The following is a 23287-nucleotide window of genomic DNA, read 5'->3' as shown; positions in this document are numbered from 1 at the left end:
CCACGACCGCGCCATCCCCCGCCCCACCGGCCTGGGCGCTTGGGACGTCAGCGGTGGCAACGGCCGGGGGTCAGGCGCGAGACCTCCCAGCCCGCGCCGTCGAAGGGGGACATGAACTGCGACAGCAGGTCAAGGACGTACCCCTGCGCCTGGCCGCCCGCGTCGAGCAGGCTGACCACCTGCGGCCCGTCCGCGCCGCGCAGCGTGATCGCGTTCGCCCGGCGGGCGGCGGCCAGGCCGGGCCTGGTGCCGATCGACAGGCAGGCGATCGGCGTCGACCCCACCTTGAGCGCCTGTTCGGCGCTGATCGGCCGGGTCCGCTGGTCGTAGCGGCGGAACGAGAGCGAGGTCGCCCGGCCCAGCCTCACGGTGTCGGAGAAGGCGTCCCTGCCGATCCCGCGGGCGACGCGGATTTTCAGCCGCACGTCGGGACGCAGGTCCACCCCGTCCGCCCGCAGGTCCAGGTGGTCATAGTTCCCCTCGAAGCCGGGCGACACGTACCCCAGCTCGGCGGGCGCCTCGATCCCGAAGGGGACCCTGCCGGGCCGGATCCTCAGCCACGACACGCCGTGGACGCCCAGCGAGACGTCGCGGATCACGCTGCGGCCCAGCCCGAACCCGCCCCGCATCTGGAAGGCGAGGAAGCCGCTGGTGTAGGGGATGTCCTTGCGCACGCTGATCCGCTGCCGCGCGACCGGGCTCACCGACAGGCCCGCGTGGACCTCCAGCAGCCGGGTGGGCACCGGCTTGGACGTCAGCTCGACCGACAGATCAGTATTTATTCGGATAGTTGCCTCGGAGGCCAGATCGCGCACCGCGAACGAGGCGCCCAGCACCTCCCCCTGCGCCGGCCGGTACACCCTCCCGACCAGCCCGCCCTCGACGGCGAACAGCCCGTCCAGCGTGTTGGCCCCGCCGTCCGCCCGGTAGGACAAGCCCGGCACGCGCAACCCGCCGTCCCCCGCATCCCCGCCGTCGACGGTGAACGCGGCCGGCACATCCGTGAACCGCACCACCCCCGACGCCGGCCGCGCCCCCACCCCTGTCGGGACGACCGCGCCTCCGGCCTGCGACCCGGGCGGGACGACGGTGACCTTGGCCTCCAGTCGCTTCACGGGGGCGGAGTTCTGGACCCGGAGATGGGTCTTCCGCCCGTACGCGCCGTCGATCGCGACCGCCGCCGGGACCGGATCGACCACGGCCATCGCCCGCACGACGCCGTACGAGGTTCCGGTATCGGCCTCCACCGCCGCGCGCAACGAGGTGAGCGTCGCGGCCGGTTCCACCCGGTAGGTCACCCTGATCACGTTCGCGTTCCGGCCGTCCGCGTCCTTGCCGAGCCCGGCCTCGAACGGGCCGACCGACATGCCGGTGATCTCCCGCGGCAGCCCGTCCAGCGTCGCGTAAGCCCTGATCGGCACGGGGGCGACCACCTTGCTCGCCAGGTAGACCGCGAGCCGCCGGTCCGAAGGCCGGTACCCGGAGAAGGAGAAGGTCTTCCGGGCCAGGTCCACGGTCGCCTTCGCGGGCAGGCCCCTGAGCCGCACGAACCCGCGGACGCCGAAACAGCGCCTGCCCGCGGGCCCCGCCGCCGGACTCTGGACGGTGCCACCGGGGGCCGGCGGTCCGCCCAGGCAGAAGGCGCCCTGGTCGGCGGCGCAGCCCGCGGCGCCGGGAGCGCAGCCGCCGTCGACCAGGGACAGGCCGCTCGCCACCTCCGGCACCCCGGGGATCGCGCCGATCGCCGCCGCCTTGCCGAGCCACACCTGCGCTTCCAGGTCCATCCGGCGCCCGGCGGCGCTGTAGGTGACCGGCCCTCCCGGGACGGCCGAGACCTCGACGTCGCCCGGGACCGGCCCCAGCGTCCCGAGCACCCCGAAGCGCAGATCACCCTCCAACCGCACGTCCGCATCCAACGCCACCCCCTGCCCCGCGTCCCCACCCGCCGCCGGGGAGCCACTCCCAGCAGCCGGTGAACCACTCGAAGTCGCCGGAGAACCGCTCCGAACCGCCGGGGAACCACTCCGAGCCGCCGGGGAACCGTTTCGAACTGCCGGGGAACCGCTCTGAAAGGACGCCTTGAAGCCGCCACCGCCGCCACCGAACCGGGCGCCGGTCAGACCGTCCACGCGGACGCTGCCGTCCAGGTCACCGGTGGAGCGGTCGTAGTGCACGGCCAGATGCGGGCCCCGGGGCGCCCGCGCGCCGTCGTGGTCGGCCACCGCGACCGTCGCCGATCCGACCGGCCCGGACAGGCCCTGGAAGTAGTAGGTTCCGCCGCCCCAGCCGGCTTCGAAGCGGGCAGGAACGTCCCGCACCTCGGCCGCGACGCGGAAGTCGCGTCCCTGGAACCGGGTGCGAGCGAAGGCCGACACGGAGGCGGTGGGCCGGTCGGCCGTCCAGCTCAGGCGTCCGCCGGCCAGATCGGCCAGCATGGCGACGCGCCGATGCACCCCGGCCACGGTGACCCAGACGTCGTCCCCTCCGCCCTCGCCGCCCCGCCCAGCACCACCACTCCGCCCGGCACCTTCGCTCTGACCCGAGCCGGTCCTCCCGGCTCCCACGCTCGGGTCCGTACCGGTCCTCCCGGCGCCCTCGCCTTGACTCTTGCCGGCCCGCCCGGCGCCCGCGGGGCCGCCGGAGGCCTGTGCCGGGCCGCCGGCCTGGGTGACGTAGGTGCGGTTGTAATAGACCTCGGCCTTCTTCAGGCCCGAGGTCGTCGTGACCTCCACCGTGGGCCGCTCGCCGAGCCGCCACGAGCCCTCGACGGTGGACCGCAGGCCGTACAGGCTGCTGTCGATGGTGGGCCCCTGTCGCGGGGCCGCGTAAGCCGCGCGCAGCCTGGCGATCGCGCCGCTCGCCTGGTACCGCGCCTTCCTGGCGGCCGGGTCCAGGTCCACCTCGACCCGGCGCGGGGTGTTGGACATCTCCATCCGCAGCAGATGCGCGCCGTCGATGTTCGCCGCGGCGAGGAACGGCCGTCCGGCGGAGGCGAGTTCCAGCATGGCGTGCGGCCGGTCACCGTAGGTCAGCTCGAACCCGGCCAGCGCCGTGAGCCTGGCCGAGACGCCGAGCCGCCCGCCGTCCTTGATGACCGTGACGTGGCCGCCCGCGGGGGCCGAGACGGCGCCTCCGTCGCGTTGCAGGAGGACCTCGACGCCACCGATCGGCGAGCTGGAGGTGTGCGTTATGCGGTTTCCCGCTATGTCGTAAAAAATCCGCATCAGGGCGGGGAGGCCGGTCAGCGACGCCCGGAAGACCGTTCCGGCCGCCTTCCGGTCGTACACCACCACCTCCGCAGCCCGCGCCCCCGCAGCGACCCCGGCCTTGGACATTCGGGACTCAGGCCCTGCGGCCACCAAGTGAGGCGAGCCGGCCCCGGCGGCCCGGGTCGGGGACGGCGTCCGTCCCGCCGGGCCTCCCGGCGCCGACCCGGGTCGCGGCGTTCCGATGGTCAGCGCCTGGGATCTGCCGTCCACGGCCTCATAGCGGGCGCGGAAGTCGGCCGGCACGCCGGTCATCGTCCCCGAGATCACTTTGTCCAGCCGGCCGTCCCGGTAGGTGTAGTCGCGCAGTTCCGCCCTGTTCATCGGCGAGGGCCCGGTGAAGTGGATCTCGGTGGCGCCGCCCGCCGCCCTATGGGTCAGATCGGCGGTGACCTGCGACGCGACCTTGTCCAGCACCACCTGCGTGCACCGGCCGCCCGTCCTTCCCGCGTCTCTGGCGTCCAGCACCAGCGCGTCCAGCGTGGAGGGCCGGGACACGGCGGCTTTCAGCGTGCCCTCGCCCTCGCCGGCGTCGAACCGCGCGCTGATGGTCAGTTTCTCGGGGACCGGCGACTGCCTGAGGCTCATCAGCACGGGCTCGGACGGCCGTCCGCCTGGGGAGAGGGTCGCGACGCCGGCCACGGTCGCGATCGAGGCGCCCGGCCTGGACCTCCGCACGTCCACCTGGACCTCCTCCACACCTTGGCCGCCCCGGTTTCCCCTACCGCCCTGACCGCCCCCGCCGCCCCGGCTGCTCTGACCACTCTCGCCGCCCTGGCCGCCCGTCCTGAACCGGTAGACCGCCCAGTCAAGGGCGGACAGCGACGTGCCGCGCCGGAATCCGTCGAAGCCGACCGAGAGCCTCGTGGCGCCGGCCCCCGACGCCGCCGCGGGGATGTCGAACCGCGCCCACACCTGGGCCTTCAACGCCTTGTCACGATCCGCACCGGTGCCCAGTCGCGCCGTCGCCAGGCCCAGCCCGTCGGCCACGCGCACCGCCAGGTCGTCCCGCCGCCGATCGCGCTCGGCCTCGTCGCCCGGCGAGCCGCTCTTACCTGAGCCGCTCTTGCCCGTGCCGCCGAGGAGGGAGCCGGCCGTGCCGCCGACCGGCTCCCTGAGCCTGCGCTGAGCGCTCGCCAGCGCGTTCGCCCTGCCGACCAGGTCCGCGCGGTCCAGCGTGGGGACCAGGCTCGCGACGATATCCGGGGCGCCGTCGCCGGTCACGTCCGCCGCGACCGGCTTGGCCAGCGGCTGGGGCGCCGAGCAGGAAGCCGCCAGGGACGCGGCCTGCGCGCACAGCCGGTAGGTCACGAGCGGGACGCCCTCCGGAAGCGCCCGGTGGAGCCCGGGCAGGTCGAAGCCCGACAACCGCCGGACCTTGGCCGCCATGGCCTTGACGGCGCCGGCCGGGGCCTTGGACACGCTCAGCGGCTCGGCGTCGCCGGCCGTGGGAAGCAACCGGTCCGGATCGGGGGACGGGCCGCCGTCACCGCCCAACACGCCCTCGGCGCGCAGGTGGGAAGCCGCGTCGTCGGCCAGCCTGCGGGCCAGCGCCGGGCCGGCGGGGATGGTGACCTCCGGCGCGGCCGGGCCGACCGCCCGGACCGGCACGGGACGGTCCGCGAGCGACGGTCCCATAGGGACCTCGGCCTTCGCGGCCGGAGGAACGGCGATCGGCGGCACCGGAACGATCTTGCGCATGCCGGCCCCGCCGCCCGTCCCCCTGGGGCGCGTCGTGGCGGGGGACGCCGAGATCCTGGCGGACGCGGAATGCCTGGCGGACGCGGAATGCCTGGCGGACGTGGAAAACGTGGGGGACGCCGAGGACCTTGGAGACGCCGAGGACGCCGGGCGGACGGCGTGCGCGGCCGGAGCGGTGGTGATCACCAGGGATCCGGCGACGGACGCGGACAGCACGATCCGCGCGAGCGCGTGCCGTTGGAGACGCGGCATGGATGGCTCCCGTTGTCCGGACACCGGCCAGCAAGTAAGACGGAAGGCAAGAGCCGATCACAAGGTGACATCAGTCGTCAAATTTCTCAATATCCCCAGAAAGGTGGCACGTTCCCACTGGTCCCCTATGTCGGATCCACTACTTCCTTGGCTCCTCGGAGCTGCCCCTCTCTGATGTGCGGCTCTGGGCTTCATCGGCGTGCCGGTCCGAACCAGGTGGTCAGGGCGGCACGCGCGCCGTCGAGGTCAGGTCGCGCGCCCGTCGCCCAGGCGATGTGACCGTCCGGCCGGACGAGAAGGGCCATGGGGGGCCGCACGGCGCCCACCACCGGCGCCTGCCACACATCGGCCGAGGGCCGTGCCCGTACGAGGTCGACCCGGTCGGCCCACTCCGAGGCGATTCCCGCCAGGTGCGCCGCCGGCCCCTCCTGCGCGCCGCCGTCCAGGCACAGCAGGACGCCCCGCGCCTGGTGCAGCAGCTCGAAGACGCGGACCTCGCCGGTGCCGATCTTGAGCTCGACGTCCGGAACCCGATATCCGACGAGTGGATGCCCATCGTCCGCCGAGCGCCTGCCGTCCACCGAGCGCCCGCCGTCCTCAGAGTCCGCCTCCTGGCCCGAGAGCGTGTCCGCCTCAGAGAGCGCGTCCGCATCCGGGAGCGCACCCTCCACCAGGTGCGCGCCGTCCATCGGCTGCCCGCCCTGCCCGAGGAGCGTGCCGCCCCGCGGTCGGGCGCCATCCCCCGGGTGCGCGCCGTCACCTGGGAGCGCGCCGTTCATCGGGTAGTGCACGTCCAGCGCCGTGATCATGCTGGACAGGCGGGCATTGACGTCGTCCAGAGGGAGCAGATCCGCGAGCGTCGCGCGCAGCGCGGTCGTGTGCCCGTCGACGCGCGACAGGGCGGTCTGCGCACGCGTGTTCTCGAGCACCCGCGCCCCGACCGGGTGCCGCTCGGCATGGTAACTGTCCAGCAGCGACTCGGGAGCGTGCCCGTGCACCACCAAAGCGAGCTTCCAGCCCAGGTTGACCGCGTCCTGCACGCCGAGGTTGAGCCCCTGTCCGCCCGCCGGGAAGTGGACGTGGGCGGCGTCTCCGGCCAGCAGCACCCGGCCCGACCTGTACTCGACGGCCTGCCGGGCCGCGTCGCCGAACCGGGAGAGCCAGCGAGGGCTCCGCATGCCGTAGTCGGTGCCCGCGATCTTGAGGCACGTCCGGCGCAGCCCCTCGAGGGTGACCGGCTCGTCCCTGCCCGCCACCTGGTCGAACTCGGTGGTCATGACCCGGTGCCAGCCGGGCTCGAAGCTGAGCACGCTGATCGTCCCGTGTTCGCGCCGCTCCTGGAACAGCGGGTGCTCCGGCGGGGCGTCCAGCTCAACGTCGCCGAGCATGGCGGTGAGCGTCGCGGAGGTGCCGGCGAAGCCGATGCCCGCGAGCCGCCGCACGGCGCTGCGCCCGCCGTCGCATCCCACCAGGTACTCGGCGCCGATCCACCGCCGCCCGGCCTCGCCGTGACGCCCGTCCCCCTGCGGACCGCCAAGCACCTCGACCTCGACACCGGACTCGCTCTGGCGCAGGCCCGCCACCTCCGCTCCGCGCCACAGCCGGACGCCGAGGCGTGTCGCGTGCTCTTCGAGGAGCCGCTCAATGCGGCGCTGCAACAGCACGAGCAGGTACGGGTGGCGGGTGGGAAGGTTCCGGAAGTCCAGCGGCAGCGCCGAGAAGTGCCCGCCGGTCAGCGGGCGGCCGGCCCTCAGGAAGGGCTCCACCATGCCGCGTTGGTCGAGCACCTCCAAGGTGCGGGCGTGCATCCCTCCGGCTCTGGACTCGGCGTCCGCGCGTTCGGCGTCCCGCTCGAGGACCAGCACGTCCACGCCCGCGAGCCTCAGCTCGCAGGCCAGCATCAGGCCGGTCGGACCGGCTCCTGCGATGACCACCTGCGCCGTCATGCCACCCATCGGGTCTCCCTTCGTCCCTTAACGCTGTTAAGGATCGCTCGAACGCTGTTAAGCTGTCAAGCGCGTGCCCGACCGGGAGGACCGATGAAGATAACCGCCGAGCTCATCGCGCGGACCGCCCTGCGCCTGCTCGACGAGGTGGGCCTGGACGGGCTCACCATGCGCCTGGTCGCCAAAGAGCTGGACGTCAAGGCCCCCGCCCTCTACTGGCACGTCAAGAACAAACAGGAACTGCTCGACGCCATGGCCACCCTGGTGATGGTCGAGGCGGACGAGGGCCTGGAGTCACCTCGCCGCGGCGTCACCTGGGATCAGTGGCTGGGCGAGCGGGCCATGCGGCTGCGCCGCACGATGCTGCGGCACCGGGACGGGGCGCGGGTCGTCGCCGGCACCCACGTCGGCCATCCGGTGGTCATCAGGACGATCGAGTTGATTCTGCGCACGCTGCAGGACGCCGGGTTCACCTTGGAGGAGGCCGCGCGCGCCGTGCCCACGATCTTCCATTACACGATCGGGTTCACCATCGAAGAGCAGGCCAGGCTCGGCCAGGCGTACGGCGAGGGAGGCAATCCCTACCAGGCTGAGACGATCGCCCGACTCGCGGACGCCGAGCGGTACCCGCTGGCCGCCAAGATGCTCGGCGGCCTCCTCGCGCCCGACACCGACGCCCAGTTCGAGCACGGCATCGCCACCATCCTGGCCGGCATCCGCGCCCAGCACTCCGACAGCCGATCCTGATCGCCCAGCACTCGACCGGGGATGTTCAGGCGAGGCGGGCGGGGAAGCCTCCGGTGGCCACCGGGCCCCACTTGGAGGGGGTGATGCGCAGCAGCGACTTGCCCTGGCGCTCCATCGCGGCGCGGTAGTCGTCCCAGTCGGGGTGCTCGCCGGCGATGGACCGGTAGTACTCGACCAGCGGCTCCAGCGCGTCCGGCATGTCCAGCACCTCGCAGGCCCCGTCGATCTGCACCCACGGCCCGTCGAAGTCGTCGGAAAGGATCACGATGCTGACCCGGGGGTCGCGCCGGGCGTTCTTGGTCTTGGCGCGCTCGGGGTAGGTGGAGACCACGATGCGGCCCAGCTCGTCCACGCCACAGCTGACCGGGGACGCCTGAGGACCGCCGTCGCGCCGCGTCGTGATGATCAGCCCGCGGTGGCGGTCGCGGACGAAGTCGAGGAGCTGTTCACGGGTGACGGTGTCCGCGGTCGCGATCTTCGGGCTCATGGGCTCACTCTACGACCATCACCGCGACAGTCCAGGCTCCCACCACTGTGACCACCCCCGACCGGCCGCCCCCCGGCTCCGCGTGCGCCGGCCACGTACGTCTGGCGCTGTTGCGCGGCGGGCAACGTGTGCACGTTCGGGGTCAGAGCGGTGGCCGGGACGGGGCCGGTGGGGGCGGGGAAATGCGGTGGGGGAATGTCGGTGGGAGGTGACATGCTGGTCGCGTGGTTGAGACGGTGGGGGTGACCGGTCGCGACGGTGCCGTCGCGCTCGGTTGTGATCGCGGGGCAACCCTGGTACGGAGCCGAGATCGCGGGGCCGCCCGGGTACCGGGCCGGGATGGCCGGGCCGCTCGGGTGCGGAGCCGGGGCGTACGGGTGCCCAGCCGGGGTGCGCGGGCCGGTGCGTGGCTCCGGGGTGCGGCCGTCGTGGGGACGGGGGTGGCGGCGTGAGCGGGCATTCGGTGAGTCCGCTGTTCGTGGGGCGCGGGGCCGAGCTCACCTTCCTGCGCGACGCCCTGGCCAGGGTGCGCGCCCGTTCGGCGACGACCGTCTTCATCGGCGGCGAGGCCGGGGTCGGCAAGAGCCGGCTCATCCGCGAGTTCGCCGGCCGCGCCGGCGACGCCCGTGTCCTCGTCGGCGGCTGCCTCGAACTCGGCACCGACGGCCTGCCGTTCGCCCCGTTCACCGCGGTCCTGCGGCGGCTCGCCCACGATCTCGGCCACGACGGTGTCGCCGCGCTGCTGCCCGGCGGCCGCACCCGTGGCCTGGCCCGGTTGCTGCCCGAGTTCGGCGAGCCGGACGACGACGGCCCCGAGGCGCGCGCCCGCATGTTCGAGCACGTCCTCGGCCTGATGGAGCGGCTCGCCGAGCAGGGCCCCACCGTCCTTGTGATCGAGGACGCCCACTGGGCCGACCGCTCCACCCGCGACCTGCTGTCGTTCCTCACCCGCTACCAGCGGCCCGACACCCGCATCCTGACCCTGGTCACCTACCGCTCCGACGAGCTGCACCGCACCCACCCGTTGCGCCCCCTGCTCGCCGAGCTCACCCGCATCGACTGGGTCACCCGGCTGGAGCTGCGCAGGCTCACCCGCCGCGAGGTGGTCCGGCAGGCCGCGAGCATCCTGTCCCACGAGCCCACCGCCCTCGACGTGGACGTGATCTACGCGCGCAGCGAGGGCAACCCGCTGTTCGTCGAGGCGCTGCTCAGCGGCGGCGAGGACGGGCCGATGCCCGAGTCGCTGCGCGATCTTCTCCTGGCCGGCGTCGAGCGCCTCCCCGAGGAGACCCAGGAGGTCCTGCGGACGGCCAGCGCGGGCGGCGCCCGCATCGAGCACCGTCTGCTGGCCGCGGTCACCGGCCTGGACGACGGCGCCCTGTCCGGGGCGCTGCGCCCCGCCGTCGCGGGCAACGTGCTGCAGGTCGACGGCGAGGGGTACGCCTTCCGGCACGCGCTGATCCGCGAGGCCGTCCACGACGAGCTGCTGCCGGGCGAGCGCGCCCGCGTGCACACCCGCTTCGCCAAGGCGCTCGAGCACGACCCCACCCTGCTGCCCGGCACGCGCGGCGCCATCGAGCTGGCCTACCACTGGTACTCCGCGCACGACGCCCCCTGCGCCCTGAACGCCGCGTGGCGCGCCGCCGCCGCGGCCCGCAAGTCGGCGGCCTTCGACGAGCAGCTGCGCATGCTCACCCGGGTGATCGAACTGTGGGACTCGGTGCCCGACGCGGCCGAGCGCGTGGGCCGCGACTTCATCGACGTGCTGCGGCAGACCACCACGGTGGCGCACCTGGCCGGTGAGTTCGAGCGCAGCATCTCCCTGGCCAAGGCGGCGCTGCGCGAGATCGACCCTGCCGCCGATCCCCTCCGGGCGGCCAAGTTGCTGCGGCAGCGCGGCCTCACCCGCTACGACCTCGGCCGCGCCGGGCACATCGAGGACCTGAGGGCGGCGGCCGAGCTGGTTCCCGCCGAACCTCCCTCGTCGCTGCGCGCGCAGGTTCTCGAGAGCCTGTCGCGCATGCTTCACGACCCGCGTGCCTGGGCCGACAAGGAAAGCCTGGCCGAGGAGGCCATCCGCGTCGCCCGGCAGGTGGGCGACGCCCGCACCGAGGCCAACGCCCTGGTCACCCTCATCTGGACGCGCTGCCAGTACTCCTCCCAGCTGGACCCGCAGGTGGCGGCGTTCGCCCGGGCCCGGGAGATCGCCGAGCGGGCGGGCACCTACAACGCGCTCATGCGGGCGGCGATCTCCGAGTCCGACGCGCTGGAGGGAGCGGGCCGGCACGAGCAGGCGGCCGAGGTCGCCCGCAGGGGCATCGCCGACGCCGAGGCGTATGGGCTGGCCCGCACCTCCGGGGCGTTCCTGGCGATCAACCTGGCCGAGCCGCTGCTCTCGCTCGGACGATGGGACGAGGCGCTGGAGGTCATCGAGCGCGCGGTCGAGGTCGGGCCGCCGGCGCCCTACCGCGCGAGCCTGCAGGGCTTCGCGGCCGACATCATGATGGCCCGCGGCGACGTCGACCGGGCCGAGGCGCTGTTCCTTTCCACGGCGAAGGTCATCGCCTCGGGCACCTACCGCGACCAGTCCCTGCTGCCGCACCTGCGCCGGGAGGTCGAGCTGCTGCTCGCGCGCGGCCGTGACGCCGAGGCGGCGCGCCTGGTCGAACACGCCCTGCGCGACCAAGATCTGACGGCCAGCCCCCGGTACGCCTGGCCCGTGCTCACCACGTGCCTGCGCGCGGCGGGCCCGCTGCTGGAGGAGGTGCGGGCGGTGGCCGGGCGGCTGGAGGTCCAGGGGGCTCTGCAGGAGGCGCACAGCCTGACCTTCGCCGCCGAGGCGGCCCGCCTGTCCGGGCACGCCGATCGGCCGATGTGGGACAAGGCCGTGAGCGCGTGGGCCTCGCTGTGTCACCCGTACGCCGAGGCGCTCTGCCTGTTCGGCGCCGCGCGGGCGGCCCTCACCGCCGGTGAGCGCGAGGAGGCGGGCGAGCGGCTGTCCCGGTCGGCTCGCCTCGCCGCCCAGTTGCGCGCCACGCCGCTCGGCGCCGAGATCGACTCCTTCGCCCGGCGTGCCCGGCTCTCCCACACCGCCTCGGACGGCTCCTCCGCGTCCCCGCCCGCCTCCGGAGAGGCCGGGCTGGGGCTCACCGCCCGCGAGCACGAGGTGCTCCGCCTGGTCGCCGCGGGTCGCAGTAACCGCGAGATCGCCGCCGAGCTGTTCATCTCCTCCAAGACGGTGAGCGTGCACGTCTCCAACATCCTGGCCAAGCTCGGCGTGTCCTCCCGGGGCGAGGCCGCCGCCACCGCCCACCGCCTCCACCTGTTCACCGCCCCCTGAACCGCCGGACCGACCCCTCTCCCGAGCCGCCGGACCGCACCGTCAGCTCGGTCGCCAGAGGGCGGCCGGCCGGGCCTACCCCTCCGGAGGCCCGGCCGGCCGGGGTCAGGTGGTGGCCGTGGGGTCGGCGACGTGGCCGATGAACAGCGGCGCCGAGGTCGGGCGGTGGACGATCGCGAACGCGAACGGGTGGTCGGCGCGCACCTCGATGGACTGTTCGGCGAGGCCCGCGGTGGGGAAGGCCAGCCCGGTCACGGCGGCCGCCTCGGTGCCCCATTTGTCCACGCTGATGTCGGCCCGGTGCACAGCCTGGCCGAGGAAGGCCCCGTCGGCGATGCCGGAGAAGTCACCGTCGTCGAAGACCGCGCCCAGCCCGAGGCGGCGCAGCGGCGCCTCCAGGTCGAGGCCGGTGCCGAAATCCCACTCCGGCAGGGCGAGGTCCACGGCCCGGGGCCGTAGCCCCGTCGCGACCTGGCCGAGCGTCCCGGGGGCGAGCAGATCGGCCGGCGACCCGCCGCGCCGCGGGACCAGCACCCACATGGCCAGCTCGCTTTTCACGTACGGCAGCTCGACGGCCTGCCACCCCGTCCCCTCCGCGTACCTCAGGGGGGTGCGCAGCCGCATGAGGTCGGCGCGGACCGTGGAGCCGTCCGCCCTGGTGAAGGCGGCGCCCTGTTCGGGAGGGCTTTCGGCGAACGGGTGCTGCCAGTCGGCCTTGAGGTACACGGCGTTGGCGATGACCACCCGGGTCGCCGGGTCCAGCCGGTCGAACAGCTTCTTGATCCTGCCGGCGGTCTGCTCGTCCACCCACGCGTTGATGGCGCCGGCGGCGGCGTCCTCGCGGAAGTCCACCGTGCGCACTCCGGCGCCGTACTGCGCGGCGAGGACGCGCAGGAACTCCTGCCGCACCGGCAGGCCCTCCTGGGCGAACAGCCCGTTGGCGATACCGGCGACCGGGCCGGCGCTCTGCTCGCGGGCGTCGCGCTCGGCCCGCCGGTCGGGCGGGGGCGGCGGGCCCTGGACGGTCACGATGCGCCGGGTGAGCGCGTTGAACGCCGTGTGCGGCCCGGCGGCGGGGAAGCCGAACACCCGGTCCAGAGCGGTCGCGGCCGGGCCGGCGGCGCCCGCCCTAGCCATGGCGAAGGCGCAGGCGATGCTCAGCGGCGAGAGCACCGTGTTGCGCGCCGCGTCGGCGGCGGCCGCGTGCAGGGCGTGCCCAAAGGCGGTGACGCCGCGGACGACCTCGGCGACCGGGGCGTCGCCCGCGGGGGTCTCGCGCCCGACTCCTGACGCCGTGAGCACGCGCGTGTCGCCTCCCCCGCAGCCCGCGGCGGCGAGGGCGGCGAGCGCCGCCAGCAGGAACCCGCGCCTCGGCAACCGCCCTGACATGTCGTTGGACATACCCCTTCGACGTACGGGCGCGTCCGGAGGTTCAGCGGGGCCCCGGTGACCATGGCAGGCGGCGCGCCCAGGGCGCGGAACGGTGGCGGTGAGACCGCCCGAAAAGGTCGCCCTCCCCCTCAACGCGCGGGACGCTGGGAGCACTGGAGTTGGAGGGCGATGCGGGAGAGCAGCCCTTCCCTCTCGGCACGCGGGACGCTGGTGGCATTCAGGCCAGGAGTGCATGCCGGAAGGTGGGTCCGCCTCAGGGTGCGGGGTGGTGGGGGCACTGGGGGCGGGGGTCGGTGCCGGGGAAGTGGTCTTTCCATTGGGCGGGGGTGAGGGCGGGGTAGGCACGGGCGCAGACGGACGCGGCGGCGGCGTCGGGGTCGACGTTCCACAGCAGGGTCGGACGTCCGGCGCCGCCGCCGGCCAGCAGGCGGCCCGCGAACAGCAGGCCCACCACGGGTCCGTCGCCGCCGGTCAGGAGGGCCCAGCGGGTGGGCGCGCGCCGGTCGGTGAGGTCCCACAGGTGGACGGCGGGATCACCGCCGCCGGTGGCGAGCAGGCGGCCGTCGCCGCTGAAGGCGACCGAGTCGACGAAGCTGCCGTGGCCGCGCAGGGTGGCCAGGGCGGCCGGGCGGCGGGGGTCGGTGAGGCCCCACAGCCGGACGGTGGTGTCCTGGCTGGTGGTGGCGAGGGTCCTGCCGTCGGGGCTGAAGGCGCCGTTGTACACGGCGTTGTCGTGACCGCGCAGCACCGCCGCCAGGACCGGCCGGGCGGGGTCGGTGAGGTCCCACAGCCGGGCGGTCCGGTCGTAGCCGAAGGAGGCGAGCAGCGGCCGGGCGGGGTCGAAGGCGATGGCGTTGACGAAGCCGGTGTGGCCGGTCAGCGGGGTGGTACGGCGAGGGCGTTCGGGATCGCGCAGATCCCAGACCCGGATCACGTAGTCGCGGGTGGCGGTGACGGCGAGCAGCCGCCGGTCCGCGCTGAACTCCGCGCTGTCCGGGGCGGTCGGCAGGCCCTTCAGGTCCGCCAGGCGCCGGGGGGCGGGCCCGGTCAGGTCCCACAGCCGGACGCTGCGGCGCGGCCCGGCGGTGACCATGAGTGATCCGTCGGCGGACAGCTTGGCCAGTCCTTTGGTGTCCGCGAGGACCCGGCCGACCGGGTGGTGCGGGTCGCCGAGGTTCCAGCGCCACACGTGACGGCCGTCCGCGGTGATCATCGTCCGGCCGTCGGGCGCGGACCAGATCGGCCGCGAGCGTCCGGCGGCCGGCAGGGCGGAGCCGGGGACGTCCCACAGCCGCAGCAGGTGGTCGTAGGAGCCGGTGGCGAGGGTGCGCCCGTCCGGGCTGAACGCGACGTCGGAGATCGTGCTGGTGTCGATGGCCACGCCGAGACGCGGGCTGAACAGCTCCAGTTGCCGGCCGTCGTCGGCGCTCCAGACGCGGGCGGTGTTGTCGGCGCCCGCGGTGGCGAGCGTGCGGCCGTCGGGGGCGTACACCGCCCGCAGCACCGTCCCGGCGTGGCCGGACAGTTCGGCGTACGGCCGGGGGTGAGCGGGGTGGGAGATGTCCCACAGCCGGGGGGTGCCGTCCTCGCCCGCGGTGACCAGGCGCCGCCCGTCCGGGCTGAAGGCGACGGCCCGGACTCCCCCGGTGTGCCCGGTCAGCGTCGCCAGGGGACGTCGCGCGGCCAGGTCCCAGAGCCGGGCCGTGCCGTCGGCCCCGGCACTGGCCAGCAGCCGGCCGTGGACGGCCAGGAACGCGATCGCGCCATGGTGCCCGCGCAGCGTGGCGAGCGTCCGGCCGGTGGCGGTCTCGCGCAGGCGGACGACCCCCGCCGGGCCCGCGCTGACCACGCTCCGCCCGTCAGAGGTGAAGGCCAGCGCGTACACCGGGCCGTCGCGGGCGGGCAGCGCGGCCGCGGGCCGGGCTGCGGCCACGTCCCACAGGCGGATCACGCCGTCGCTGCCCGCACTGGCCAGCGTGCGCCCGTCAGGGGCGAAGGCCAGGACGTTGACCGAGTCGGTGTGCCCGGTCAGGGTGGCCTTCGGGCGCGGGCGGCGCGGATCGGACAGGTCCCACAGGCGCACGGTGCGGTCGTCGCCCGCGCTGGCCAGCAGGCGGCCGCCGGGGGCGTACTCGACGTCGTTCACGTACTCGGTGTGGCCGGTCAGGCGGACGGCGAACGGGACGCTGAACGCGCTCAGCAGGCCGCCGCGAGCCTCCGTGGTGGGCGCGAAGGTGTAGGCGGCCAAGGTGAGCTGGGCGGCCAGCGCCGGGTCGGAGTCCCTGATCGCGGCGGCTTCTTGGGCGACCTCGCGCGACAGGGCGATGTCGCGCTGCTCGCGGGCGGTCGCGGCGGCGCGGAGGGCGGCGATCCCGCTGCCGCAGGCCAGCACGAGCAGGACGACCAGGGCCGCCGCCAGCCGCCGCATCCGGCGCGCGCCCGCGCGGGCTGCCAGCGTCTGGCGGTGCTCCAGGGCCGTGGAGGCGTCCAGGAACTCGGTGGCGAGCGCGCCGGGCGAGCTGTGCGGCCCCGCGTTCGCGCTCCACTCCCGGGCGGCGGCCAGGCGGGCGCCCCGGTAGAGGGCGGCTGGGTCGCGGCTCTCGGCGTGCCATGCCTCGGCGTCCTCGGCGAGGCGGCGGCCGAGCAGCAGCCCGGCCCGGTCCTCGTTCAGCCACGACCGCAGCAGCGGCCAGGCGGTGAGCAGGGCTTCGTGGCTGATCTCGACGGTTTCGTGGTCGGCGGTGAGGAGCCGCTGGGCGATGAATCGGCGCAGGACGTCCTCGGCGTCTTCGGGGAGTTGGTCTCTGGGGACGCGGCGGCGGGTGTCGGCGGTGTCCTGGGCGACGCGCACCAGGTGCAGGAGCAGCCGCCGGGCCAGCGCGCGCTGCGGCTCGGTGAGCTCGGCGTAGGCGGTGTCGGCGCTGAGCGCGACCGCGCCGCCGATCCCGCCGGCCGCGCGGTAGTCGGCGACGGTCAGGGTGCGGCCCTGGCTGTGCCGCCAGGTGGCGTACAGGGCGTGCGACAGCAGGGGCAGCACGCCCGCGCCGGGGGTGAGGTCGCGCAGGATCAGCTCGACCAGCCCCGGTTCGAGGTCGAGCCCGGCCTTGCGCGCCGGTTCGGCGATGGCCGCCCGCAGGCCCGCCTCGTCCATCGGGCCGACCGCGATCTGCCCGTCGGCGATGGCGGCCACCAGCTCCGGATGGCCCAGCGCCTGGGTGTAGAAGTCGGCGCGCAGCCCCAGCACGACGACGTTTCCGCGCGCGAGGTCCTGGACGGCCGTGACGAAACGCCGCCGTTCCGCCTCGTCCTGGCACAGGGTGAACAGCTCCTCGAACTGGTCGAGCACGATCAGCGGCCCGGTCAGACCCTCGACGGCGTCCATGGGCCGGGCTCCGGGCGTCCGGATCACCCCCGTGCCGCAGGCGGCGACCAGACCCGCGCCGATCAGGGACGACTTGCCCGATCCCGACGGGCCGACCAGGACCAGGATCCCACCGCCGCGTTCGCGGAGCTCGGCCACGCGGGCGACCAGGCGGGCGGTCAGGTCGGCCCGGCCGAAGAACCAGTCGGCGTCGCCGGGCTGGAAGGCGGCCAGGCCCCGGTACGGTTCCCGCTCGGCACGGCGCGGGCCGGGCGTCTGCCGCACCCGCCGCCAGGCCGCCAGCCACTGCTCGACCCGCGTGTCCCCGCACACGCGGACGACCTCGGCCAGCAGGTCGCGGGAGGCGGTGGACGGCAGTCCGCGGCCGGCGAACCAGTCGCCGATCGTGCTGTGCGCGCTCTGGGCGCCGGCCTTGGCCGCCACCTGCCGGACCGTCAGCCCGGCTCGCTCGCGCAGCCGGGTCAGTTCGCGGGCGAAGTCCCGGCGGCTCCGGATGCGTTCCGGCTCCGGGTCGTCAGCGTCGGCCACATCAGCATGTCGGCGTGACCGGGGCAAAGGTTACACAGCGCGTACGGACTTGTACGGATATCTCGTCGGCCATCCGCTGAGCGGCGGAGACTTCCTATGGTCGAGCCGTGCGACTCTCTCTCGGGCGCGCCATGGCCGCCCTGCTGCTGACGCTCGCCTTCGCGGGCATGGGAATTCCGGACGCGCAGGCCGCGCCCGTGGGGATCTGCCGGTTGCGATTCGTGATCAAGACCGGCGACGAGAACGGCGCCGGCATCCGCGACGACTCCTTCGAGCACATCAGGCTCGGCGGCCAGGAGTTCGAGTTCGAGGACTGGAACGGCGACGAGCACACCGACGAACGGCCCCGGCCCTACCATCACGGCGGCACCGGCGACGAAAGCGGCATTTACCTCAGGTGGAACGCCCACCTGGCGGTCTGCGCCACCACCGCCGACCTGGCCGGCGGGTTCACCTTCGAGCACGTCTCCTTCGCCGACGACATCGGAGCCGACAACTGGGACCTGGCCGAGGTGAAGATCCTGAACTGCGCCGACATCGCCTTCAAGGACTGCGACATGTCCGGCACCGTGCTCGTCGACCGCAAGGCGCCGCCCGGCCAGTTCCTGCACCGGTTCCTCAAGAACGCCGACCAGGTCTTCACCGTCCCGGTCGACGTCGGCCCCCCGCCCGACCCGCCTCCGGCCGACCCCTCCCGCCGGATCTGCCGGGTGCGCTTCGAGATCACGACCGGCGACAGGGACTTCTGGGGTATCCGTGACGACTCCTTCGAGCACATCAGGCTCGGCGGCCAGGAGTTCCTGTTCGACGACTGGGACGGCGACGAACAGCCGAACGAGCGCCCCCGGCCCTACCATCGCGGCGGCACCGGCGACAGAAGCAAGGCCACCTTCAATTGGGACGCCCACCTGGCGGTCTGCGCCACCACCGCCGACCTCGCGGGCGGGTTCACCTTCGAGCACGTCTCCTTCGCCGACGACATCGGAGCCGACAACTGGGACCTGGCCGGCCTGAGAGTGCTGGACTGCGGCAGCATCGCCTTCGAGGACTGCGACGGATCCGGCACCGTGCTCATCAGCCGGCCCTCGGCACCCGGCCAGATCCTCCACGAATTTCACAAGAACGCCGACCAGGTCTTCACCACTCTCGACCTGGACACCGACAACGATGGCCTGAGCGATCGCGTCGAGCTGCAGGGCATCACCCACGGCGGCACGGTGGACACCTGGCTGCGGGACCACCACGCCGACCCCTGCCGCCTCACCATCGCCGTCGAGCTCGACTGGCTCAACGACGGGCAGGGCGGCGGCGACAAGCCGGACGGCGCGGCGATCGACGAGGCCGTCGCCATGTTCGGCGCCGCGCCGCTCCGCGCGCTGCCGGCCTGCCCGTACGGCGGCGAGCCTGAACGCGGCGTCCAGTTGCTCGTCGACGCCGAGGAGGAGATCCCGGTCACCAGGGAGGAACGTCTCGCGCCGCTCGACGTCGAACAGGACGACGGGCAGACACCCTTCCAGCGGTTCCGTGCCGCCCACTTCACGCCCGGCCGGGCCGGCCTGTTCCGCTACAACCTGTGGGGTTTCCGGCACAACACCACCAACGAGAGCGGCTGGTGCTGCGACGGGAAGGACTTCGTGGTCACCCTCGGCACCATGCGGGACCGGCCCGTACGCGTGCAGAGCGGGACCTTCGTCCACGAACTCGGCCACGCGCTCGGGCTGAAGCACGGCGGCACCGACGAGGTCAACTACAAGCCGAACTACCTGTCGGCCATGAACTACCGCTACCAGGCCACCGGGATACCGGACTTCGCCGCGTGGCAGCGCCTCGATCCGCCTCCTCCGGCCACCGACGGGGGCACCAAGCTGCTCCAGGCGCTCGACCAGGTGAGCACGCTGGACTACTCCCGCGACAGGCTTCCCACCCTCCGCCGCCAGACCCTCAGCGAGCTCACCGGCATCGGGACCGACACCCACGCCATGGCGGCCTGGTGGGACAACGACGGCGTCCTGCGCGTGGGCGACGGCTCCCTGCCGCTGGACTGGAACGCCAAGAACGGGCTGGAGACCGTCGCGGTCAAGGCGGACATCAACGGCGAGTTCCAGAAGTGCGTCGTGGGCACCGACCCGCGCCCGGGGTCGTCCGACAACCGGCTGGAGACCGATGTGGGGCCCCGCAGCGAGGAGTTCGATGACCTGCGCGCGTACGAGCGGATCTACGCCGGCCTCAACGGGCGGTGCCAGACCGTTCCGGCGCCGAGCGACCGGACCGCCCTCCTGCCCGGGCGCAGGGGCAGAGCCGAAGTGGGCTTCGACTACCCGGCGGCGTTCGGCTACGACGGGGGCCTGCTGGGCGTCAACGACTGGAACCACATCCAGCCCGGGTTCAGCATGGGCGACAGCGAGGGCGCGGTGGTCGCCGACGAGGCCACCGAGCTGACCACCGACGAGATCACCGCCCACCGGGCCCGCATCGTGGACGCGCTGGTCGGGGCGAGCGGTCCGGCGCCCGTGCAGGCGCCGCGCTGGGGGTACGCCTACATGGACCGGGCCACCACGGCCGAGGCGCCGATCGGCGCGGTCACGCCGGTCAACCCGTACTGGCAGTGGAGCACCGGACGCCTCGACCCGGCCACCGCCGACCGGCGCGCCACCGTCGTGCACACCGCCACCGGCCAGTACGAGGTCCGCCTTCCGGGGATCGCCTCGGCGGCCGGCGTCGCGCACGTGACCGCGTACCGGACCGTGTACCGGGGCCGCACCTGCGGCGTGGTCGGGTACGCGCCCGACGGCCCGGACGAGCTGGTGCGGGTGCGCTGCTTCAACGAGACCGGCGCGCCGGTGGACTGGTGGTTCACGATCTTCTTCGCGGCGCCCGGCAAGGGGGACCATCCTTACGCGACCGTCCGGTACGACGACGCCGCCGGCGGCACGGCGACGGTGGACCCGGTGAGCAACGCGGGCACGTTCAACTCCGGCGGCGGCGTCGACCGCGTCCTGCGCGAGGGCACCGGGCGGTACCGGGTGATCCTGGAGGGCAGGACGTTCGCCGCGGGCACCGGGTACGTCCAGGTCACCCCGTACGGCGGCGGAGCCCCGGCGCGGTGCAACCCGGTGGGCACCACGCCCGGCGCCGACCGGCTGGAGATCACCGTGGCGTGCCGCACGATCGCCGGCGGCGCCCCGGCGGACTCGCCCTGGCTGCTGTCGTACGTCGAGGGCGCCGGTCTGCACCGGGACGCGGGCACGCCGGCGGCCTATGTCAGCGTGACCGGCGACCCCGCCGACCCCGTGGTGGACGCGGCCCGCTCCTTCAGCAGCAATGGAGAGGTGCCCTCGGTCACCCGCCTGGGCGTCGGCTACTACCGCCTGACCTGGAACACCTTGGGCAAGACCGGCGACGACGTCCAGGTCACGGCCACCGGGCCAGGGGGAGGCTACTGCCACCTCGGCGTCATCGACTCCTACGCCGCGCCGCCCCGGCTGTCGGTCTACGTCTGGTGCCACACCCCCACCGGGGTGCGCGGCGACAGCACGTTCGGCGTCGCCTACATCCGCGCGCCATGACCGCGCACGGCCCGTGGAGGGGACACAGGAGGACGGGTGAACGCCCGTGATCGCGACGCACGGTGAGGAGGGAGGCCATCATGGGTGAGGCGGAGACCAGGCGCCGGTCACGCACCGCCGCCCCTCCCTCGGGCACCGGTCGCACGGCCGTCCGGATGACGTCCGTTCTGGCCGGGTTCGGGTTCGTCGCCGACGCCGCGGCGGTGGCCCAGCTGATCACCAGCGGCCCACGGCAGGGGATACTCGTCGCGGGCGTGCTGGCGGTCGTGGCCGGGCTGCTGGGGCTGATCCCGCTCTTCGGGCGGCCGATCGGGTTCCGGGCGATCTTCATGATCGCGCTGACGGTGAGCGGCGCGGGCGTCACCGGCGCGATGATCGAGAAGTACCTCGACGAACCCCCCGCGAGCGTGGCGGCGCCGTCGGCCTCCGGGACCCCGGACGCCGCGGCGCGGGGTCCCGGCCCCACTCCGGACACCACGCCGTCCACCAGCGCGGCACCGCCGACCGCGACGCCGTCGCCCCGGCCCGGTGACGTCCTCCGTCAGGGCGAGGCGACGCTGAAGGACCAGGACTACCTGGACGCCGAGACCGGGAGGATCGGCGAGGTCCAGCCCAGGGCCAGCGACGTCTGGTACGTCGGCCCCTACCGCTCGCTGTGGACGGCCGGCGGCGGAGCCCTCCCCATCACTCCCGTCGAAGGCCGCCCGGACGGCGCCGCCTGCGCGGACGCGCTCGCCACGCACGACTACGACCTGGTGGAGGTCGGCACGATGAAGGCCGGCGACTGGGCCTGCGCGCGCACCGCGGAGGGCAACCTGCTCGCGATCCGGATCACCGCCGTTCCCGTGGGCGACGCGCCGCTGAAGATCTCCTATGTCGTCTGGCACAAGTGACCGGCGGGCCCGGACGACGTAGAGCCCCGACGACGCAGGGCCCTGACGGCGGCGGGCCCTGACGGCGGGCGGCCGTCCCCGGTCGTGGGCCGGGGACGGTCCGTCGTGCGGCGCCCGGGGCTCAGGCGTTCTTGAGGCCGCGGTAGCGGCGGATCAGGGTGTTGGTGGAGGAGTCGTGGGCGAGGTCGGGATCGCCGTCGCTCTGCAGTTCGGGGGCGATCTGCCCGGCGAGGACCTTGCCCAGCTCGACGCCCCACTGGTCGAAGGAGTCGATGCCCCAGACGGTGCCCTGGGTGAAGACGCTGTGCTCGTAGAGCGCGACCAGGACGCCGAGCAGGCGCGGGGTGAGCCGCTCGGCGAGGAGCACGTTGGTGGGGCGGTTGCCGGGCATGACGCGGTGCGGGGCCACCTCGGGGGAGGTGCCGTCGGCGAGCACCTCCTGCTCGGTCTTGCCGAAGGCCAGGGCCTGCGCCTGGGCGAAGACGTTGGCCATCAGCAGGTCGTGGTGGTCGCGCAGCGGGTTGAGGCTCTTGCCGAACCCGATGAGGTCCACCGGGATCAAGTGGGTGCCCTGGTGGATGAGCTGGTAGAAGCTGTGCTGGCCGTTGGTGCCGGGCTCGCCCCAGTAGACCGGGCCGGTGTCGTAGTCGACGACCTGCCCGTCGCGGGTCACGCGCTTGCCGTTGGACTCCATGGTGAGCTGCTGCAGGTAGGCGGGGAACCGCTTGAGGTACTGCTCGTAGGGCATGACGCCGATGCTCTGCGTACCGAAGAAGTCGACGTACCAGACGGCGAGCATGCCCATGAGCACCGGCAGGTTCCGCTCCAGCGGCGCGGTGCGGAAGTGCTCGTCCATCTCGTGGAAGCCGGCGAGCATCTCGTGGAAGTTCTCCGGCCCGATGGCCACCATCGTCGACAGCCCGATGGCGGAGTCCATGGAGTACCGGCCGCCGACCCAGTCCCAGAAGCCGAACATGTTGGCGGTGTCGATGCCGAAAGCGGCGACGCGCTCGGCGTTGGTGGACACCGCGACGAAGTGCCGGGCGATGGCCTCCTCGTCGCCGAGCCGGGCGATCAGCCATTCGCGGGCCGAGTGGGCGTTGGCCAGGGTCTCGGAGGTGCCGAAGGTCTTGGAGGAGACGATGAACAGCGTCTCCTCGGCCGACAGGTCGCGGGTGGCCTCGACGATGTCGGTGGAGTCGACGTTCGAGACGTACCGGAAGGTCAGGTCGCGGCTGCTGTAGTGGCGCAGCGCCTCGTAGGCCATCACCGGGCCGAGGTCGGAGCCGCCGATGCCGATGTTGACGATGTTCTTGATCGGCTTGCCGGTGTGCCCGGTCCACTCTCCCGAGCGGACCCGCCGGGCGAAGTCGGCCATGCGGTCGAGGACCTCGTGGACCTCCGCGACGACGTCCACCCCTTCGACGACCAGCGTGGAACCCTTGGGCATGCGCAGCGCGACGTGCAGCACCGAGCGTCCCTCGGAGGTGTTGACGCGCTCGCCGCGGAACATCAGGTCGCGGCGCTCCTCCACCCCGCTCTCGCGCGCGAGGTCGGCGAGCAGGCCCAGCGTCTCGCCGGTGACGCGGTTCTTGGAGTAGTCCAGGTACAGCCCGGCCGCCTCGGCGTTCATGCGCTCCCCACGCCCCGGGTCCTCGGCGAACAGCTCTCGCAGGTGGCGGCCGCCGATCTCGGCGTGATGCTCCTTGAGCGCCTTCCAGGAGGCGCGTTCGCGGAGCGGGGTGGTGGTCATCGGTGGTTCCTCCGGTGGATGGGCGGGCGGCCGC

The 23287-nt window shown here is 73.8% G+C and carries 10 protein-coding genes; 4 read left to right on the top strand and 6 right to left on the bottom strand.

Going from position 1 to position 23287, the window contains the following annotated elements:
• Positions 1 to 47: 47 nt before the first annotated feature.
• Both ACWEN6_RS27690 and ACWEN6_RS27685 read right to left on the bottom strand, forming a co-directional pair.
• Positions 48 to 4967: a hypothetical protein gene (locus ACWEN6_RS27690; RefSeq protein ID WP_452574179.1), complete on the bottom strand. Its 4920-nt coding sequence runs from the start codon at positions 4965 to 4967 to the stop codon at positions 48 to 50.
• 443 nt (positions 4968 to 5410) lie between these two features.
• The gene (locus ACWEN6_RS27685; RefSeq protein ID WP_452574177.1) at positions 5411 to 7174 is read right to left on the bottom strand and encodes an FAD-dependent oxidoreductase; all 1764 of its coding nucleotides are present in this window, start codon (positions 7172 to 7174) and stop codon (positions 5411 to 5413) included.
• 84 nt (positions 7175 to 7258) lie between these two features.
• Between ACWEN6_RS27685 and ACWEN6_RS27680 the strand changes: the two genes are divergently transcribed.
• A complete protein-coding gene (locus ACWEN6_RS27680) occupies positions 7259 to 7912 on the top strand; it encodes a TetR/AcrR family transcriptional regulator C-terminal domain-containing protein (RefSeq protein ID WP_452574175.1) in 654 nt (217 codons plus the stop codon).
• A gap of 25 nt (positions 7913 to 7937) precedes the next feature.
• Here the strand turns inward: ACWEN6_RS27680 and ACWEN6_RS27675 are convergent, their stop codons facing one another.
• Positions 7938 to 8399: a PPOX class F420-dependent oxidoreductase gene (locus ACWEN6_RS27675; RefSeq protein WP_354838452.1), complete on the bottom strand. Its 462-nt coding sequence runs from the start codon at positions 8397 to 8399 to the stop codon at positions 7938 to 7940.
• A 448-nt stretch (positions 8400 to 8847) separates the two neighbouring features.
• Between ACWEN6_RS27675 and ACWEN6_RS27670 the strand changes: the two genes are divergently transcribed.
• Entirely contained in the window at positions 8848 to 11739 is a 2892-nt protein-coding gene (locus ACWEN6_RS27670; protein ID WP_452574173.1) for a helix-turn-helix transcriptional regulator, read from the top strand.
• 105 nt (positions 11740 to 11844) lie between these two features.
• Here the strand turns inward: ACWEN6_RS27670 and ACWEN6_RS27665 are convergent, their stop codons facing one another.
• Together ACWEN6_RS27665 and ACWEN6_RS27660 are read right to left on the bottom strand one after the other, a co-directional pair.
• Entirely contained in the window at positions 11845 to 13128 is a 1284-nt protein-coding gene (locus tag ACWEN6_RS27665) for a serpin family protein (protein ID WP_452574171.1), read from the bottom strand.
• Between the two features lie 256 nt (positions 13129 to 13384).
• Complete coding sequence (locus tag ACWEN6_RS27660) at positions 13385 to 17041, bottom strand: nSTAND1 domain-containing NTPase (protein WP_452574169.1); 3657 nt, start codon at positions 17039 to 17041, stop codon at positions 13385 to 13387.
• Between the two features lie 107 nt (positions 17042 to 17148).
• On the opposite strand from ACWEN6_RS27660, the gene ACWEN6_RS27655 reads away from it, so the two are divergent.
• Together ACWEN6_RS27655 and ACWEN6_RS27650 are read left to right on the top strand one after the other, a co-directional pair.
• A complete protein-coding gene (locus ACWEN6_RS27655; protein WP_452574167.1) occupies positions 17149 to 20607 on the top strand; it encodes a hypothetical protein in 3459 nt (1152 codons plus the stop codon).
• Positions 20608 to 20687: 80 nt separating this feature from the next.
• Entirely contained in the window at positions 20688 to 21500 is an 813-nt protein-coding gene (locus ACWEN6_RS27650) for a hypothetical protein (RefSeq protein WP_452574165.1), read from the top strand.
• Positions 21501 to 21621: 121 nt separating this feature from the next.
• Here ACWEN6_RS27650 and pgi read toward each other — a convergent pair whose 3' ends face one another.
• Entirely contained in the window at positions 21622 to 23253 is a 1632-nt protein-coding gene (pgi, locus tag ACWEN6_RS27645; RefSeq protein WP_452574163.1) for a glucose-6-phosphate isomerase, read from the bottom strand.
• Positions 23254 to 23287: the final 34 nt, after the last annotated feature.

The organism is Sphaerisporangium sp. NPDC004334 (genome assembly GCF_053602655.1).
The sequence above is the reverse complement of the archived record's forward strand: the minus strand, read 5'-3'. Positions and strand labels throughout refer to the sequence as shown.